Source organism: Georgenia phoenicis (assembly GCF_047302425.1).
Taxonomy (GTDB): domain Bacteria; phylum Actinomycetota; class Actinomycetes; order Actinomycetales; family Actinomycetaceae; genus Oceanitalea.
Window position 1 is genome coordinate 3104524 of the sequence record NZ_CP154855.1, and the last position, 16716, is coordinate 3121239.

Sequence of the window (16716 nt, forward strand, 5' to 3'; positions counted from 1 at the left end):
TTCCTTTCTCAGGCGTCCACGAGGGACGGGGCGGGGGTGCGCTGCGCCGTCGGGCGGTGGCGCAGGATGAAGACGTGGGTGGCGGCGCCGGTGCCGAGCACCATGAACGCGAAGGACAGCCAGCCCTGGTAGGAGAACTGGGCGGTGTTGACCATGGCGTTGCCGATGGTGCAGCCGCCCGCGAGCGCGGCGCCGACGCCCATGAGGGTGCCGCCGGTGATGGAGCGGACCATCGTCGTGGCGTCGGGGACGCGCAGGCGGAACTCCCCGGAGGCCTTGGCGGCGATGAAGGCGCCGACGAGGATGCCGAGGACGAGGAAGACGCCCCAGTCGACGAGCTCGACGTCGCCGGTGACGAGGAAGGCCACTGTGTTGGCCGACGGCGTCGTGATGCCGAGGCCGGCGGGGCGGCCCGCGGCGGTGCTCAGCGGCCACGCGACGATCGCGATGACCCCGATGACGACGGCGGTGGCGAAGGCGTGCCACGGCTTCTCGAGCAGGAGGTGGGCCAGGCCGGTGCGGCGGGCCGGCAGGGCGGCGAGCTTGGGCTCGGCGGCGAGGTGGCGGGTGGCCGCGTAGCCGACGGCGAGGACGAGGCCGCCGACGAGCCACCACGGGGAGATCCCGAGCGTCTCGTGGATCGAGGTGAGGCCCACCGTCCGGGCGCGGGCGGCGGTGGTGAGGTCGGCGAAGACGCCGTACTTCATCGCCGCGGCGGACCCGGCGTAGAAGATGAGCGCGAACCAGGAGCCGATGAGTCCCTCGCCGGAGCGGTAGAAGGTGCCGGTGGCGCAGCCGCCGGCGAGGACGATGGCGAAGCCGAAGATGAAGGCGCCGACGATGGTCGCGACGGGGGCGAGCTCGCCGGAGCTGAGCTGGATGACGCCGAGGGCGTCGAGGGCGAAGACGCCGACGCTCTGGACGGCGATGACGATGAGGAACGCGGTGATCCAGCGCGTGTTGCGCCCGATCCACACGTCGCGGAAGGCGCCGGTGACGCAGAAGCGTCCCCGCTGCATGGCGAAGCCGAGGGCTCCGCCGACGACAAGTCCGGTGAGGACCATGGGTGGGTTGTCCTTCTGGGTATGGGGTGGCACGGGCCCGGCGCGGCGGCGCGCGCGGGCAGGGCGCGCCGAAGAGGGCGCGCCGAGGGGTGGCGAAGGTGCGGACGGGCCGGCGCACCGCCGGGGTCGGGGCTCGAGCCGGTCAGGCGAGCGGGATCACCGACACTCGCCGGTACACAGGCGGCGGGCAGCGGTGCGCGGCGGCTGGTACGTCTGGCTGAGCATGGTGGTTCCCCCTTGTCAGGTCCTGCGACCTGGCGGCGACGCTAGGAGCGTGTGTGCCGGCGGGTCGAACCGCGTCCGGCAGGTGAGACGGGCGCCTGGGGTCGGCGACCGCCGGTCACCAGAAGGCGCGGGAGGCGATGGCGTCCGCGAAGCCGTCCAGGGCGCCGTCGGCGGCACCGAGGTAGAGGGAGGCGTCCACGAGCGAGACCTCCATGATGCAGGGCTCGCCGTTGTCGCCCTCGACCATGTCGATACGGCTGAACAGCAGCTGCGCGTCGCGGCCCATCCGGGACTTGATGTAGCCGTGGATCGCGGCGCGCGCCTGCTCCCCCACCCGCAGCTCGGCCTCGGTGGCCTCGCGCGCGGTGGCGACCTCCTCGGCGACCTCCTCGGCCGAGGCGAGCGGCCCGAGAAGCATCGGCTCCTTCTCCACGGTGTGCGACAGCACGCCGTTGAGGTAGATCAGCGCGGTCTCGCCACGCTCGTCGACCGACTGGACGTAGCGCTGGACCATGACCGCACGGCCCTCCTGGAGCAGGCCGTAGGCGTGCTGGATGGCGTCCATGCGCGACATCGCGTCGCGGGCGGTGTACCGGCCGGTGTCGCGGGAGCCGGAGGAGATGGCCGGCTTGACGACGAAGTCGCCCAGCGAGGGGAAGCGGGTGTGCACCTGGTGCTTGGACAGGTCCTTCTCCGGCTCGAGCCACACGGTGTCGATCGTCGGCATGCCGCGCCGGCCCAGCTCCTGGAGGTAGTGCTTGTCGGTGTTCCACTCGACCGTGTCCGCACTGTTGAGGAGCTTGCGGATGCCCCGCGTCCACGCGAGGAAGTCATGGCGCCGCTGCGCGTAGTTGTGGACCGCGCGCAGCACGACGATCCCGGCCTGCGACCAGTCGACCGACTCGTCGTCCCAGGCGGCGACGTGCGGATCGATGCCCCGCTCCGCGAGCGCGTCGGGCAGCCCCTCCTCACCCGAGTCCAGCTCGGGGTGGTCCAGGCAGGTCGCGAGAGTGACACGAGGCTTCGACACGCGCTCAACCTATCCGAAACCGCGGAATGGCGCGGCTCACACACGACGGTCGGTGACACTCGTCACGACTGGCCCTCTGGTGTGCTTTCGGCCCGACGGCGGTGGTAACGTTTGGGACTGCCGCAAGTGCAACCGCAAGCGCCATTAGCTCAATTGGCAGAGCAACTGACTCTTAATCAGTGGGTTCTAGGTTCGAGTCCTAGATGGCGCACCAGCCGAAGGCCGTCTCCCCCGGGAGGCGGCCTTTCGCGTTGCTGGGGCCGTGCGATGCTGGGAGGGACCGCCCACGACGACGACGGAGGACTCCGTGCCCCAGCTCTCCCCCGGCGACACCGCCCCCGACTTCACCCTGCCCACCGCGGACGGCTCCACGGTGAGCCTCGCCGAGCTGCGCGCCTCGGCCGACAAGGGCGTCGTCGTCTACTTCTACCCGGCCGCCTCCACGCCCGGGTGCACCACTGAGGCCTGCGACTTCCGCGACAGCCTCGCCGCCCTCCAGGGCAAGGGCTACGCCGTCGTCGGCGTCTCGCCCGACGGGCCGGAGAAGCTGGCGCGTTTCGCCGAGGCCGAGTCGCTCACCTTCCCGCTGGCGTCCGACCCCGAGCACGAGGTCATCGAGGCGTGGGGCGCGTGGGGCGAGAAGAAGAACTACGGGCGCACCTACACCGGTCTCATCCGCTCGACCGTCGTCGTCGACACCGAGGGTGCGGTCACGCTGGCCAAGTACAACGTCAAGGCCACCGGCCACGTCGCCCGACTGCGCAAGGACCTGGGCGTCGACTGAGACCCCGTAGGCTGGTCCCGCGCGCGAGTGGCGTAACTGGCAGCCGCGCCAGGTTTAGGTCCTGGTGTCCTCGGACGTGCGGGTTCGAGTCCCGCCTCGCGCACGACGCAGGCACCGACGCACGACACGAGAGAGAAGCACCATGAGCGGACTGGCCTCGGACGACATCACCCCCTGGCTGCCGCCGGAGGACCTGGACAAGGTCCGCCGCCAGGTCCCGATGCTCTACGTCGACGTGCTGCCCGTGCGCGTGGACGCCACCGGCCAGGTGCAGCAGGTGGGTCTCCTCCTCCGGGCCACCGACGGCCGCCTCCAGCGCGCGCTCGTCTCGGGCCGGGTGCTCTTCCACGAGACGCTGCGCGAGGCGCTGACCCGTCACCTGGAGAAGGACCTCGGCTCGCTGTGCCTGCCGCGCGTGCCGCTCTCCCCGCAGCCCTTCACGGTCGGTGAGTACTTCCCGACGCCGGGACAGGGCTTCCACGACCCTCGCCAGCACGCGGTGTCGCTTGCCTACGTCGTCCCCGTCGACGGCGACTGCCAGCCACAGCAGGACACCCTCGAGGTCGGCTGGTTCACCCCGCGCGAGGCGCTGCTTCCCGAGGTGCAGGCCGAGCTCGTCGACGGGCACAGCACGCTCCTGCGGCAGGCGCTGGCGCACGTCGGCCGCCTGCCGTGAGCATCCAGCCCGGGACCGGCCCGCAGGGCCTGGACGTCGGCCGCACCTCCCGCGCCGCCGGCACGGGTCAGTGGGGCCAGCGCGGGGTGGCGATGCTCCTCGACATGGCGGGCGTCGTCCTCTTCGCCTACCTGGGCCGCGGGGCGCACGAGGGCGGCCGCTCGGTCACCGACGTCCTCGAGGTGGCCCTGCCCTTCCTCGTCGCCCGGCTGCTCGTCACCGTGCTCGTCCAGCACGGCTCGCTGCGGCTGTGGCCCGGCGGCGTCGTCGTCTGGCTCGTCACCTGGGCCGGCGGCATGGGCCTGCGTGCCGCGCTGGGTGGCGGGACCGCGCTGCCCTTCGTTCTCGTGGCGTTGGGCGTGCTGGGAGCCCTGCTCCTCGGCTGGCGCGCCGTCTGGCTGCTGGTGACGCGCATTCGTCGCCGCGGCTGACCCACGCCCCCTTCTCGCCGAGTACGCACCTACGGTCATCTGGACGCCGCTCTGGCGCCCGCCGGGTGACCGTAGGTGCGTACTCGCGGAGTCTGGGGTCAGCCGGCGAGGACGCGGACGACGTGCGGGGCGAGGGCCCGGAAGGCCTTTCCGCGGTGGGAGATCGCGTTCTTCTCCTCGGCGCTCAGCTCGGCCGCGGAACGCTCCTCGCCGTCGGGCTGGAGGATCGGGTCGTAGCCGAAGCCGCCGCTGCCGCGCGGTGCGGTAAGCAGGCGTCCGGGCATCTCCCCCGTTTCGACGACCTCCTCCCCACCCGGCGTGACGAGCGCGGCGGCGCAGACGAAGCGCGCGCCGCGGTGCGCGGTGGGGACGTCGGAGAGCTGGGCGAGGAGGAGCTCGAGGTTGGCGCGGTCGTCGCCGTGCCGGCCGGACCAGCGGGCGGAGAATATCCCGGGCGCACCGCCGAGGACGTCGACGGCGAGGCCCGAGTCGTCCGCGACGGCGGGCAGCCCCGTGGCGGCGGCCAGCGCCCGCGCCTTGATGAGCGCGTTCTCCGCGAAGGTGACGCCGTCCTCCACGGGCTCCGGAGCACCGACGTCGGCGGCCCCGACGACGGACGCGGGGTCGAGGTCCGGCAGCAGCGGGGCGAGGATCGCCCGCAGCTCACCGATCTTGTGGGCGTTGTGCGTCGCGAGGACGAGCCGCGGGCCCGCGGCGGTGGTGCTCACCGGCCGGGGAGCGGCGCGGCGAGGGCCGTGCGCTGCAGCTCGGTGAGCTTGGCGGTGCCGGTGACCGCGAGGTCGAGCAGCTCGTCGAGCTCGTGGCGCTCGAAGGGCTTGCGCTCGGCGGTACCCTGCACCTCGACGAAGCCACCGGAGCCGGTGACGACGACGTTCATGTCGGTCTCCGCGGCGACGTCCTCGACGTAGGGCAGGTCGAGGACGGGCTGCCCGTCGACGATCCCCACGGAGACTGCGGCGACCGAGTCGGTGAGCACCGGCGTCGCGCGCTTCTTGATGGCACCCTGGGCGATGCCCCAGGCGACGGCGTCGGCGAGCGCGACGTAGGCGCCGGTGATGGCGGCCGTGCGGGTGCCGCCGTCGGCCTGGAGGACGTCGCAGTCGAGGACGATCGTGTTCTCGCCCAGCGCGCTCACGTCGATGATCGCGCGCAGCGAGCGGCCGATGAGGCGGGAGATCTCGTGGGTGCGGCCCCCGACGCGCCCCTTGACGGACTCGCGGTCGCTGCGGGTGTTCGTCGAGCGGGGCAGCATCGCGTACTCGGCCGTGACCCACCCCTGGCCCGAGCCCTTGCGCCAGCGCGGCACGCCCTCGGTGAAGGATGCGGCGCACAGCACCCGGGTCGCACCGAACTCGACCAGGACGCTGCCCTCGGCGTTGTCGAGCCAGCCACGGGTGAACCGGACCTCACGGAGCTCGTCGGGGGCGCGGCCGTCGGCGCGCGGAACGATGGTGCTCGCGTTGGTCATCGGGCCAGGCTAACGACTCCCCCGCCATCGGGGCGAGGCGCGTCCAGCTGAGGTGACCTTCCTCGCCCCACGCACCCGCGGCGCGGCCGGGACGTCAGCCGCCGAGGTGCTGCATCCGGTCGAGCGCGTCGAGCGCGATGACCACGCCGACGATCGCGACGATCCACGACGTCGTCTCGGCGCCGCTGCGCTCCATCCACCCAGCGATGCGGGTGAGCAGCGGTTCGACGGCCCGGCGCGCGGCCAGCCGGCCGACGAGCAGGACGAGCGCCGGCAGCACCATGACCAGGCAGTACGCCGCCAGCACTCCCACGCGGGCGGGCAGCGGCAGTCCGGCCGAGCCGATGATCCCCGTGGCGGCGAGGTACGGCAGCATCGTGGCGACCTCGAGCACGGCCGCCGTGAGCGCCAGCGTCACCAGGCCCCCGACGCCCGCCTGCGTCTCCGCGCCCACCGCCCGCTCCCGCCAGCGCAGCAGCCGCCCCGGGCGGTTCTCCTCCCCGGGGCGCTTGCGACCGATGAGGTAGCTGGCCGCGAACAGCCCCACACCGAGCACGAGCTGCACACTCACGACGAGCGGGTTGTCCAGCGCCCCGTCGAGGTTCTCCAGCAGGACGCCGGCGCCGGCCACCAGCGCCAGGCCCACGAGTAGATAGAAGCCGGCGACGGTCCCGAGGAACACGAGCATCCGTCCCACCCGCACCCGGCCCGGGGTGAGGAGGAACCAGATCGGGATGAGCAGGGTGCCGAAGCTCGTCGAGTCGACGAGGGCGAGGACGGCGAGGGTGCCGGCGGTCGCAAGTGTCATGGCAGCACGGTGCCGGGAGCCGGCACCCGCCGTCGTCGGCCGTCGGACCGACGACGGCGCACCGTCACGTACATCTTTCGACGGACCGTGGCGGCGGCGCGGCTGTGCTGGGATGGGCCCGTGCAACAGTGGGTGGCGACGTGGCGGGCGCGGGTGCGCGGCACCGAGCGTGCGCGGATCGTCAGCGACGCCGGCGCCACCTTCGCGCTGGGGCTCGTGCTGCTGGCGGCCGGCCTCGTCGACATGTGGCAGAACGACGCCCCCACCGACCGCTGGTGGTACCTCCTCACCCTGACCGCGGCGTGCCTGGTGATGCTCGGCAAGGGCCGCCGCCCGCTCCTCGCCCTGGCGGCGGGGCTCGGCGTCTTCGTCGTCGACGCCGCCCTGGGCGGCAGCACCGGTGTGCTCGTCGCGCTCCTCGACCTCATCTACTCCGCGGCGCTGCGCGCGAGCGCCACGGCGGTCCGGCGCATGGTCATGGCCGCGACCGTGAGCATCGCCGGAACGGCCGCCGTGGCGATCATCGCCACGGGCGACCTGCAGACCGCCGTCTACGCGGCGATGCTCGTCTTCGCGGTCCTCGGCACCCCGCTGTGGTGGGGACGTTCCGTGCGCCAGCAGACCGAGCTCGCCGAGCTGGCCTCCGCCCGGGCCCGCGACCTCGCGCGGATCGGTGAGCTGCGCGAGCACGAGGTCCTCCACGCCGAGCGCACCCGCATGGCCGGCGACCTCCACGACGCCCTGGCCAGCCACCTGTCCGCCATCGCCATCCACTCCGAGGCCGCCCTGTCCGCCCCCCGCCCGCCGGAGGACGGCGCCGCACGGGACCGTCAGGCGCTGGCCGCCATCCGCGACTCGAGCGTGGCCGCACTGCGGGAGATGCGGTCGATGATCGACCTGCTGCGGACCGGGGACGAGCCCCGCACGAGCCCGGCGCGCCTGGCGGAGCTCGACACGCTCGTCGCCGGATTCCGTGGGGACGGCATGGAGCTGAGGACCACCTGCCCCGACGACCTCCCTCCCCTGCCGGCCGCCGTCGACCAGGCCGGGTACCGCATCGTCCAGGAAGCCCTCACCAACGCGCTCAAGCACGGCGACGGCGGCCCGGTCGACGTCGTCGTCGCCCTCGACGACGGTGCCCTGCGGGTCGAGGTCGCCAACGCGACGACGACCACACCAGGCGCCGCGCGTGCCGGCGTCGGGCTGCTCACCATGCGCGAGCGGTCGGAGGCGCTGGGCGGGTCCTTCGCCGCCGGCCGCGACGGCGACCGCTGGCGGGTACGCGCCACCATCCCCGTGGAGGAACCGTGACCGTCCGAGTGATTGTCGCCGACGACCATGCCGCCATCCGCTCCGGACTGCGCCTCATCCTCGAGGGCGCCGACGACGTCACGGTCGTCGCGGAGGCGGCCGACGGCGCGGCAGCGGTGACGAACGCGCGGGCCCTGCGCCCCGACGTCGTCCTCATGGACATCCGCATGCCCGGCACCGACGGGATCACCGCGACCCGCCAGATCGTCGCCGACGGGCTGGCCGACGTCCTCGTCCTCACGACCTTCGACCTCGACGAGTACGTCTTCGGGGCGCTGCGTGCGGGGGCGGCGGGCTTCCTGCTCAAGACCGCCGACGCCGCCACGCTCCTCGACGCCGTCCGTCGGGTCGCGGCCGGGGAGGGCGTCGTCGCGCCCGAGGTGACCCGCCGGCTGCTCGCCGCCTTCGCGCAGGCACCCGAGCGCCCGGAGGTCCCCGCCGACGTCGCCGCCCTCACCGACCGGGAGCACGAGGTGCTGGCCGGTCTCGGGCGGGGGCTGTCCAACGCGGGCCTGGCGCAGGCGCTCCACATCAGCGAGGCGACCGCCAAGACCCACGTCTCGCGCGTGCTCGCCAAGCTCGGCTGCACCTCTCGGGTGCAGGCCGCCATCCGCGCCCGCGAGGCGGGCCTGGCATGAGACGGCCCCGCACGCCGCACCGGGCAGGTGGTGCGACGTGCGGGGACGGGCGGTGGGCTCAGGCCTGCTGGGTCCTGATGAGCTCGGCGTACCAGTGGGCACTGGCCTTCTTCGTGCGCTCCTGCGTCTCGTAGTTCACGTGGACGATGCCGAAGCGCTTGGAGTAGCCGTAGCCCCACTCGAAGTTGTCGAGCAGCGACCACACGTAGTACCCGCGGACCGGGGCACCCGCGGCGACGGCGTCGCTCACGGCCTGGACGTGGTCCCGCAGGTAGTCGATGCGATCCTCGTCCTGGATGCTGCCGTCGGGCTGGACGGCGTCGGGGAAGGCCGCCCCGTTCTCCGTCACCATGAGCGGCAGGCCCGGGTGCTCGCGGTGCATGCGCACGAGGAGCTCGGTGAGGCCACGGGCGTCGATGGACCAGCCCATCTCCGTGTACGGGCCGGGCTGCTGCGGGAACTCGATGTCCGAGCAGGCGGGCCAGGGGCTGACCGTGCTCGCCCCGTGGCCGTCGGCCTCCTCGCGCTCACCCACGCCGTCGTAGGCGCGCACGACGGTGGGGCTGTAGTAGTTGACCCCGAGGACGTCGAGGGGCTGCTTGATGAGCTCGAGGTCGCCGTCCTTGACGAAGGACCAGTCGGTGACCGACGACGTCGCCTCGATGATGTCCTGCGGGTAGGAGCCGCGGAGCACCGGGTCGAGGAAGACGCGGTTCTGCAGGCCGTCGATGCGCTGCGCGGCGGCGACGTCGGCCGGCGCGTCGGTCGCCGGGTTCACCCAGGCGAGGTTGAGCGTGAGCCCGACCGTCGCGTCCGGACGCTCGGCGCGGATCGCCGTCGTCGCCAGGCCGTGGGCGAGGTTGAGGTGGTGCACCGACGCGAGGACGTCGGCGGGGTTGGTGCGGCCCGGTGCGTGGACGCCGGAGCCGTAGCCGAGGTAGGCCGAGCACCACGGCTCGTTGAGGGTGATGAAGGTGTGCAGCCGGTCGCCGAGGCGGCCCGCGATGAGGCCCGCGTACTCGGCGAAGCGCTCCGCCGTCGCCCGGGCCGGCCAGCCGCCGGCGTCCTCGAGCGCCTGGGGCAGGTCCCAGTGGTAGAGCGTCGCGGCCGGGATGATGCCGGCGGCGAGGAGCTCGTCGATGAGGCGGGAGTAGAAGTCGATGCCGGCCTCGTTGACCGGGCCGAGGCTGTCGGCGGTGACCTGCGGGGTGATGCGGGGCCAGGAGATGGAGAAGCGGTAGGTCTGCAGACCGAGCTCCTTCATCGTCGCGACGTCCTCGCGGAAGCGGTTGTAGTGGTCGTCAGCGACGTCGCCGGTGTCCCCGTTCAGCACCTTGCCGGGGGTGTGGCTGTAGGTGTCCCAGATCGAGGGGGTGCGGCCGTCGGCGGTCGCGGCACCCTCGATCTGGTAGGCCGCGGTCGCCGCGCCCCACACGAAGGTCGCGGGCAGGTCCAGGTGCGGCACGGCCGCGGTGGTGGTCTCGATGGTCATGGTGTGAATCAGGGCGCTGACGCCCTGCTCCCTTCTTCGTGGGTGAGGTGGCGTCAGCCCTTGACGGCGCCGGCCATGATGCCGCTGACGATCTGGCGCCCGAGCAGGATGAAGACGACGACGACGGGCAGGGTGCCGATGAGCGTGCCGGCCATGATGATCGCCGTGTCCGGGACGTACCCGCTGCCGAGGTTGTTGAGCGCGACCTGGACGGTCGGGTTGGACGAGTTGAGCGTGATGACCGGCCAGAAGAAGTCGTTCCAGGCCGTCATGAACGTGAGCATCCCGAGGACCGCCATGCCCGGGCGGGCGATGGGCAGGACGATGCTCCAGAAGGTGCGCAGCGACGTCGCGCCGTCCACGCGGGCGGCCTCGATGAGCTCGTCCGGCAGGGACTGCATGAGGTACTGGCGCATGAAGAAGACGCCGAAGGCCGAGACGAGGGTCGGCAGGATGACCGAGGACAGCCGCCCGGCGAGGTCCAGCTCGGACATCACCATGTAGAGGGGCACGACGCCGAGGGTCGGCGGGATCATCATCGTCCCCAGCGTCATGCTGAAGAGCAGCTTCTTGCCCTTGAAGCGCAGCTTGGCGAAGGCGAAGCCGGCGAGGGTGCAGAAGAGCAGGGTGGCGACGGTGACCGTGCCGGAGACGATGACCGAGTTGGTGATCGCCAGGCCGATGTTCTGCTGGTCCAGCGCCGTCTGGATGTTGCTCCACAGGTTGGGCCCGGGGGTGAGCGGCGGCGGGGACTGGACCATCTCCGACATCGGCCGGCTCGCCGCGACGATCATGTAGTAGAAGGGCGCGACGAACAGGAAGGCCGTGACGCCGAGGACGGCGTAGGTGAGCCAGCCGGCGGAGTGGCTGCCCCGCTTGCGGCGACGGGCCGGGGCGGCGAGCGGCGTGCCGGGGATGGCCGGCGGGCGGGTGATCGTCGTCATCGGTCGTCTCCGTCCGTGAGGCGCTGGCGGGTGCGCAGGCGCACGAGCGCCGAGTTGAGCAGCACGAGGACGACGATGAGCAGGAAGGTCACCCACGCGACGGCCGCCGCCCGCCCGAGGCTGCCGAACTGCCAGCCCTGCTGGTACATGAACAGGCCGAGCGTCTGGTACTGGTTGACCGCGCCGCCGTTGGGTGTGCCGCCGCCGAAGAGCAGTGGTTCACCGAAGAGCTGGGTGGCGCCGATCGTCGAGACGACGACGGTGAAGACGATCGTGGGGCGCAGGCCCGGCAGGGTGACGTGGCGGAACTGCTGCCACCGGCTCGCGCCGTCGAGCGAGGCCGCCTCGTACAGGTCGAAGGGGATCGACTGCATGCCGGCGAGGTAGATGAGGGCGTTGTAGCCGGTCCACCGCCAGGTGACGATGATCGAGATGGCGATCTGCGCGGTGAGGTTGCCGTTGCGCCAGTCGATGGCGTCCATGCCGATGAGGGACAGCATCCAGTTCGCAAAGCCGCCGTCACGGCCGAAGATCTGTGCGAAGACCAGCGTCGAGGCCGCCACGGAGGTGGCGTAGGGCATGATCATCGAGATCCGGAAGAAGTTCCGGGCGCGCATCTTGTAGTTGAGCAGGTGCGCGAGGCCGATCGCGAGGATGAGCTGCGGCACCGTCGAGAGGACCCCGATGGTGAAGGTCTTGAGCAGCGCGTTGTAGAACTTCTCGTTGCTGAACAGCCAGACGAAGTTGTCCAGCCCCACCCAGGTCATCTCCGAGTTGAGGCGGAAGTCGTAGAGGCTGACCCACACCGTGTAGATCAGCGGGAACAGCCCGAAGGCCGCGAAGAGGATGAAGAACGGCGCGACGTAAACGTACGGCGCCGTGACCGCCTCCCACCGGAAGATCCGGGACCGCAGGGAGCGGCGGGGCGGCTCGGGCGCGGGACGCGCCGGGGGCTCGGGGTCCGGTGCGCCGGTTGCCGGCCGCACGGGGACGGTGGAAGTCATGGTGGCCTCTCGTCGGGACGGGAACGGGACGGACCGGTGGGGCGGGCGTGGTGCCCGCCCCACCGGTGTGCGTCAGCCGACCTGGTTGAGGATCTGGGAGACGCCGTTCTCCCAGGCCTCGTCCGGGTCGACACCGTTGACCTCGATGGACAGCAGTGCCTGGACGAGAGCGTTCTTGGCCACGCCGTCGTGCGGGCCGAGGATCTGCGTGGGCGCGTTCTCGGCGGAGGTCGTGAAGACCTCACCGGTGGCGGCGCCGTTGAAGTACTCGTCGGTCGTGTCACCGACCAGCTCGATGGCGCCGGTGTTGGAGGGGAAGTTGCCGACGTTCTCGAAGACGGCGGCCTGCTGCTCCGCGTCGGTCAGCCACGCGAGGAGCTCGGCGGCCTCCTCCTTGTTCTCGCTCGCCTCGGGGATGCCGAGGTAGGCGCCGCCCCAGTTGCCACCCTGGCCACCGGGCAGCGTCGTGATGTTCCACTGGCCGCTGCCGGCGTCGCCGGCCTTGCCCTTGATGTAGCCGATCATCCACGAGGGGCAGGCGATGGAGGCGAAGGTGCCGCTGCCGAAGCCGGCGTCCCAGCTCGGGTCGACGAACTGCTCGAGCTTGGCGGTCAGCCCGTCCTGGCCGGCCTGGGCCGCCAGGTCGAAGGCCGCGCGCACGGCCTCGTTGCTGTCGACGATGAGCTCGCCGCTCTCGTCGTGGTAGATCTCCTCCTCGGTGGAGATGATCGCGTTGTACAGGCCACCGGCCGAGTCGTGGAAGGCGGTGCCGTCGGGGGCACCGGCCTGGAACTCCTCGCCGAGGGCGAGGAAGTCCTCCCACGAGCCGAGGCGCGCGGCCAGCTCGTCCGGGTCGCTCGGCAGGCCGGCCTCCTCGAAGAGGTCGGTGCGATAGCACAGGGCCATCGGGCCGATGTCGGTGCCCAGGCCGAGGACGCGGCCGTCCTCGGTGGTGGCGGCGTCGGCCTTCCACTGGACGTAGTCACCGATGCGGTCCGCGGCGGGGGTGTCGCGCAGGTCGGTCCACAGGTCGGCCTGGTTGGCGGTGACCTCGGAGATGCGCGCGACCTCGATGCCCTGGATGTCGGCGGTGCCGCTGCCGGAGTTGAGCTTGGTCTGCAGCGCCGGCCAGTACTTGTCCTCGCCCTGCGTGGAGTCGTACTCGATGACGATGTCGGGGTTCTCCTCCATGTACTGCTCGAAGAGGCCCGACTCCTCGAAACCGAAGGTGCCGAACAGGGAGACGGTGATCGTCGTCTTGCCGCTGTCGTCGGCGGCTGCCGTGTCGGCGGCGTCGCCGTCCCCGCAGGCGGACAGCGTCAGTGCGCCCGCCGTCATGGCCGCGATGACGGCCACAGACTTCCTGGTGTGCATTGTTCCTCCTCCCGGCCGAAGCGGCCGGCTGGTGTCGGCGGGCGGATCAGGCCTTCCTGATCGCCCCGTCCTTGCACCCAGCTCTTCCTGGGTACTCGGGAACGGATGGGCGCTATGGAAGCGGTTCCAAAGCGTTCCACACACTGTGCCGGGGCGATGCAGGTGATGTCAAGCACGCCATGTCACAACACGGTCACGACAGACCCACCCGGGTCGAGGTCATGACCGCCGGCAGCCGGATTCTCCGGGCGTCCTGACGCAGGAGCACCGTGAGCGCACCCGTCTCGAAGGGCGCGGAGAATCCGGCTGTCGACGGGGTGGCAGGCCGGGGCTGGGTCAGGCGGAGTCGCGGGGGACGAGGGCGACCTCGAGGGTCATCGAGGTCGCCTGGTCGCCGTCGGCGAGGTCGATGAGCATGCGCGCCATCTGCCGCCCCATCGCCTCGAGCGGCTGGCGGACGGTGGTGAGCGGCGGGTCGGCGTCCACGGCGATCGGCACGTCGTCGAAGCCGACGACAGCGACGTCGTCGGGCACCCGCAGCCCCTGCTCGCGCAGCGCGCGCAGGGCGCCGACGGCGGTGAGGTCGTTGGCAGCGAAGAGGCCGTCGATCTCCTCCCCCGTGGCGAGCAGGTCCCGCATCACCCGGTAGCCGCCGCCGATCGTGAAGTCGCCCTCGACCACCCGCGAGTCCGGCAGCTCGACGCCCTGGTCGTCGAGCTCGGCCCGGAAGCCACCGAGCCGGTCGCTCGTGGCGGTCATGTCGCGGGGGCCGGTGATCGTCGCGAGCCGGCGGCAGCCGCGGGCGAGCAGCGCCTGTCCGGCGAGCCGCCCCCCGGAGAAGTTGTCCGGGCTGACGTAGGGGAAGGAGGCGCGGCGGCTCGGCGGGCGGCCCGCGAGCACGACCGGCACGCCGAGCCGGTGGACGCGCCCGGGCAGCGGGTCGTCGCCGTGGACGGAGAGGAACATCGCGCCGTCGACGTGGCCGCCGGCGGCGTACTCCTCGAGGCGGGCGCGGTCGTCGTCGTTGCTCACGACGACGAACAGCAGCTGGCGCCGTCGCTCGGCCGCCGCGACCTGCGCGCCGCGCAGCACCCCGGCGAAGAAGGGGTCGGCGAAGAACTTCTCGCCGGACTCGGCGACGACGAAGGCGAGGGCGTCACTCCGGCTCGTCGCGAGCGAGCGGGCGGCCTGGCGCGGCACGTAGGAGAGCTCGGCGGCCGCGGCGCGAACGGACTCGCGCGCCCGGTCGCTCACCCGCGGGTCGCCGCTCAGCACCCGGCTGGCGGTCGCACGGGAGACCCCGGCGCGCTCGGCGACCGTGTCGAGGGTCGGGGCCGAGTCTCTCAGCGGCGTCACCATGGGGGCTCCCTCCCTCCGGCAGGTGGTCTCGTGGTGGACAGTATGCACACCGCTTCCACGGAGGGTAAGCACCGCCCAGGAGTGCACCTGCGCGGCGTCCGGTGTTCGATGGGCGCGGGAGGACAGGCAGTGGACTGGTTCGTCGCAGAGGACTACGGACTCGCGCGCCTCGTGCTGCAGCGCGGCACCGCGCTCCTGTACGTCGTCGCCTTCGTCGCGGTCCTCCGTCAGTTCCCCGCGCTGCTCGGCGAGCGCGGACTGCTGCCCGTCCCTCGCTTCACCGCCCGCGTCCCGGCACGCCGCACCCCGAGCCTGTTCCACTGGCGCTACTCCGACCGCCTGCTCCGCGTCGTCGCCTGGACCGGCCTGCTGCTGGCCCTCGCGGTCGTCGTCGGCCTGCCGCAGCAGGGGCCGCCGTGGGTGCCGATGCTCGTCTTCCTCGCCCTCTACGGGCTGTACCTGTCGGTCGTCAACGTCGGGCAGGTCTTCTACGGGTTCGGGTGGGAGTCGCTGCTCCTCGAGGCCGGCTTCCTCGCCGCGTTCCTCGGCTCCGACGACGTCGGCACCCCGTGGATCACGCTCCTCGCCTTCCGCTGGCTGCTCTTCCGGGTGGAGTTCGGCGCGGGCCTCATCAAGCTGCGCGGCGACCCGGCGTGGCGCGACCTGACCGCCCTGCACTACCACCACGAGACCCAGCCGATGCCCGGCCCGCTCAGCTGGTTCTTCCACCACCTGCCCGGCCCGCTGCACAAGGTCGAGGTGGCCGCCAACCACGTCACCCAGCTCGTCGTGCCCGTGCTCCTCTTCGCGCCGCAACCGGTCGCGACGTGGGCGGCCGCCGTCGTCGTCGTCACGCAGCTGTGGCTGGTCGCGTCGGGGAACTTCGCCTGGCTCAACTGGCTCACCATCGTCCTCGCCTTCTCCGCCGTGGACGACGACGTCGTGCGCGGCCTGGTCCCCTCCCTCGCCCCGGACCGGGCGTACGGCCCGACGCCGCTGTGGTTCGCCGTCGTCGTCATCGGGGTGGGGGCGGTGCTCCTCGTCCTCAGCTGGTGGCCGGCCCGCAACCTCGTGTCGCGGCGGCAGCGGATGAACGCCTCCTTCAACGTCTTCCACCTCGTGGGCGCCTACGGGGCCTTCGGGTCGATCACGCGACGGCGCGACGAGATCGTCGTCGAGGGCACGCGCGTGGAGGACCCGGGAGAGGACGACTGGGAGGAGTACGTCTTCCGCGGGAAGCCGGGGCCGGTGGGCCGGCTGCCGCGGCAGTTCGCGCCCTACCACCTGCGCCTGGACTGGGGCATGTGGTTCCTCGGGCTGGGATCCTCGGCGCAGCTGTCGTGGTTCCTGCCCTTCCTCGACCGGCTCCTCGCGGCGGACCGGCCCACCCTGCGGCTGCTCGCCCACGACCCCTTCGACGGCGAGCGGCCGGTGTGGGTGCGGGCGCGCGTCTTCCGCTACCGCTACTCGACGTGGGACGAGCTGCGCCGCGAGCGGGTGTGGTGGGTGCGCCGGGAGATCGGGGCGCTGACGGCACCGCGGCGGCTCGGGCGGAACTAGGGAGCCGTCAGCTTGTCCACCAGCACCGCCAGGCCCTGGCGGGCCGCCTGCTCAGCGGAGCGCACCCGCTCCTCGGTGGCGCGCGCCTCCTCCAGTGCCGCGACGGCGCGGTCCACGGCCGCGCGGCAGGCGTCGACGCCGTGCTCGCGCTCGTGCTCGGCCGCGGCCAGGTCGTCGTGCAGGCCCTGCACCTCCCCGGCAGCCAGCTCGACCGCGCGGTCGAGGAGGAAGCGGTAGGCGGCGCGGACCTTCTTGCCGGTCGTCTTGCGCTCGATCGCCTCGACGTCCTCGCTCACCGTCTCGCGCATGAAGACGCGCGGGTCGGAGCGGTAGGGCTGCGCGGCCGCCGCCGCCGCGTGCGCGAGCCGCTCCTGGGCCTCGGTCAGCCGCCGCTCGGCCTCCCGCACCGCTGCCGCGGCGGCCTCGAGGTGCGGGGCGAAGCGCGACTCGAGCGCGGCGACCAGCCGCTCGCGCTCACCAGCGGCGAGCCCGTCACCCTCGGCCTGCTCGGAGATCGCGCTCACCTC

At 72.3% G+C, this 16716-nt stretch carries 17 protein-coding genes and 2 tRNA genes; 8 read left to right on the top strand and 11 right to left on the bottom strand.

Annotated elements, in window-relative coordinates; genetic code table 11:
* Nucleotides 1-8 precede the first annotated feature (8 nt).
* Nucleotides 9-1064: a YeeE/YedE family protein gene (locus AA0005_RS14765; RefSeq protein ID WP_413450889.1), complete on the bottom strand. Its 1056-nt coding sequence runs from the start codon at nt 1062-1064 to the stop codon at nt 9-11.
* A 340-nt stretch (nt 1065-1404) separates the two neighbouring features.
* The gene (locus AA0005_RS14770; protein WP_413450890.1) at nt 1405-2319 is read right to left on the bottom strand and encodes an ATP-grasp domain-containing protein; all 915 of its coding nucleotides are present in this window, start codon (nt 2317-2319) and stop codon (nt 1405-1407) included.
* Nucleotides 2320-2457: 138 nt separating this feature from the next.
* Between AA0005_RS14770 and AA0005_RS14775 the strand changes: the two genes are divergently transcribed.
* The 5 genes from AA0005_RS14775 to AA0005_RS14795 all read left to right on the top strand — a co-directional run bounded on the left by AA0005_RS14775 (nt 2458) and on the right by AA0005_RS14795 (nt 4210).
* Nucleotides 2458-2533: transfer RNA gene (locus AA0005_RS14775), tRNA-Lys, on the top strand.
* A gap of 93 nt (nt 2534-2626) precedes the next feature.
* Nucleotides 2627-3103, top strand: coding sequence for a thioredoxin-dependent thiol peroxidase (gene bcp / locus AA0005_RS14780; protein WP_413450891.1), 477 nt, complete (start codon nt 2627-2629; stop codon nt 3101-3103).
* Between the two features lie 21 nt (nt 3104-3124).
* A tRNA-Leu gene (locus AA0005_RS14785) sits at nt 3125-3206 on the top strand.
* 39 nt (nt 3207-3245) lie between these two features.
* Entirely contained in the window at nt 3246-3779 is a 534-nt protein-coding gene (locus AA0005_RS14790; RefSeq protein WP_413450892.1) for an NUDIX hydrolase family protein, read from the top strand.
* Entirely contained in the window at nt 3776-4210 is a 435-nt protein-coding gene (locus AA0005_RS14795) for a DUF3054 domain-containing protein (RefSeq protein ID WP_413450893.1), read from the top strand. Before AA0005_RS14790 ends, AA0005_RS14795 begins: the two co-directional genes overlap by 4 nt.
* A 98-nt stretch (nt 4211-4308) precedes the next feature.
* Here AA0005_RS14795 and rdgB read toward each other — a convergent pair whose 3' ends face one another.
* The 3 genes from rdgB to AA0005_RS14810 all read right to left on the bottom strand — a co-directional run bounded on the left by rdgB (nt 4309) and on the right by AA0005_RS14810 (nt 6507).
* Nucleotides 4309-4938, bottom strand: coding sequence for an RdgB/HAM1 family non-canonical purine NTP pyrophosphatase (gene rdgB, locus AA0005_RS14800; protein ID WP_413450894.1), 630 nt, complete (start codon nt 4936-4938; stop codon nt 4309-4311).
* Nucleotides 4935-5699 (bottom strand): ribonuclease PH, encoded by a 765-nt coding sequence (gene rph, locus AA0005_RS14805; RefSeq protein ID WP_413450895.1) that lies wholly within the window; start codon nt 5697-5699, stop codon nt 4935-4937. The genes rdgB and rph overlap by 4 nt, the downstream gene beginning before the upstream one ends.
* A gap of 94 nt (nt 5700-5793) precedes the next feature.
* Nucleotides 5794-6507, bottom strand: coding sequence for a GAP family protein (locus AA0005_RS14810; RefSeq protein ID WP_413450896.1), 714 nt, complete (start codon nt 6505-6507; stop codon nt 5794-5796).
* A gap of 120 nt (nt 6508-6627) precedes the next feature.
* On the opposite strand from AA0005_RS14810, the gene AA0005_RS14815 reads away from it, so the two are divergent.
* Together AA0005_RS14815 and AA0005_RS14820 are read left to right on the top strand one after the other, a co-directional pair.
* Entirely contained in the window at nt 6628-7818 is a 1191-nt protein-coding gene (locus tag AA0005_RS14815) for a histidine kinase (protein ID WP_413450897.1), read from the top strand.
* A complete protein-coding gene (locus tag AA0005_RS14820; protein ID WP_413450898.1) occupies nt 7815-8456 on the top strand; it encodes a response regulator in 642 nt (213 codons plus the stop codon). Before AA0005_RS14815 ends, AA0005_RS14820 begins: the two co-directional genes overlap by 4 nt.
* Nucleotides 8457-8514: 58 nt before the next feature.
* Here the strand turns inward: AA0005_RS14820 and AA0005_RS14825 are convergent, their stop codons facing one another.
* From AA0005_RS14825 to AA0005_RS14845, 5 genes are all read right to left on the bottom strand, one after another.
* Nucleotides 8515-9948 (bottom strand): GH1 family beta-glucosidase, encoded by a 1434-nt coding sequence (locus AA0005_RS14825; RefSeq protein ID WP_413450899.1) that lies wholly within the window; start codon nt 9946-9948, stop codon nt 8515-8517.
* A 53-nt stretch (nt 9949-10001) separates the two neighbouring features.
* Nucleotides 10002-10892, bottom strand: coding sequence for a carbohydrate ABC transporter permease (locus AA0005_RS14830; RefSeq protein WP_413450900.1), 891 nt, complete (start codon nt 10890-10892; stop codon nt 10002-10004).
* Entirely contained in the window at nt 10889-11896 is a 1008-nt protein-coding gene (locus AA0005_RS14835; RefSeq protein WP_413450901.1) for a carbohydrate ABC transporter permease, read from the bottom strand. Before AA0005_RS14835 ends, AA0005_RS14830 begins: the two co-directional genes overlap by 4 nt.
* Before the next feature lie 72 nt (nt 11897-11968).
* Nucleotides 11969-13270 carry an extracellular solute-binding protein gene (locus tag AA0005_RS14840; protein ID WP_413450902.1) on the bottom strand — a complete coding sequence of 434 codons (1302 nt, stop codon included), beginning with the start codon at nt 13268-13270 and terminating at the stop codon, nt 11969-11971.
* 336 nt (nt 13271-13606) lie between these two features.
* Nucleotides 13607-14629, bottom strand: coding sequence for a LacI family DNA-binding transcriptional regulator (locus tag AA0005_RS14845; RefSeq protein WP_413450903.1), 1023 nt, complete (start codon nt 14627-14629; stop codon nt 13607-13609).
* A 129-nt stretch (nt 14630-14758) separates the two neighbouring features.
* Here AA0005_RS14845 and AA0005_RS14850 point away from each other — a divergent pair, with 129 nt between their 5' ends.
* Nucleotides 14759-16189, top strand: coding sequence for a lipase maturation factor family protein (locus tag AA0005_RS14850; RefSeq protein ID WP_413450904.1), 1431 nt, complete (start codon nt 14759-14761; stop codon nt 16187-16189).
* Here the strand turns inward: AA0005_RS14850 and AA0005_RS14855 are convergent.
* A complete protein-coding gene (locus tag AA0005_RS14855; protein ID WP_413450905.1) occupies nt 16186-16713 on the bottom strand; it encodes a hypothetical protein in 528 nt (175 codons plus the stop codon). The genes AA0005_RS14850 and AA0005_RS14855 overlap by 4 nt on opposite strands.
* Between the last annotated feature and the right edge of the window lie 3 nt (nt 16714-16716).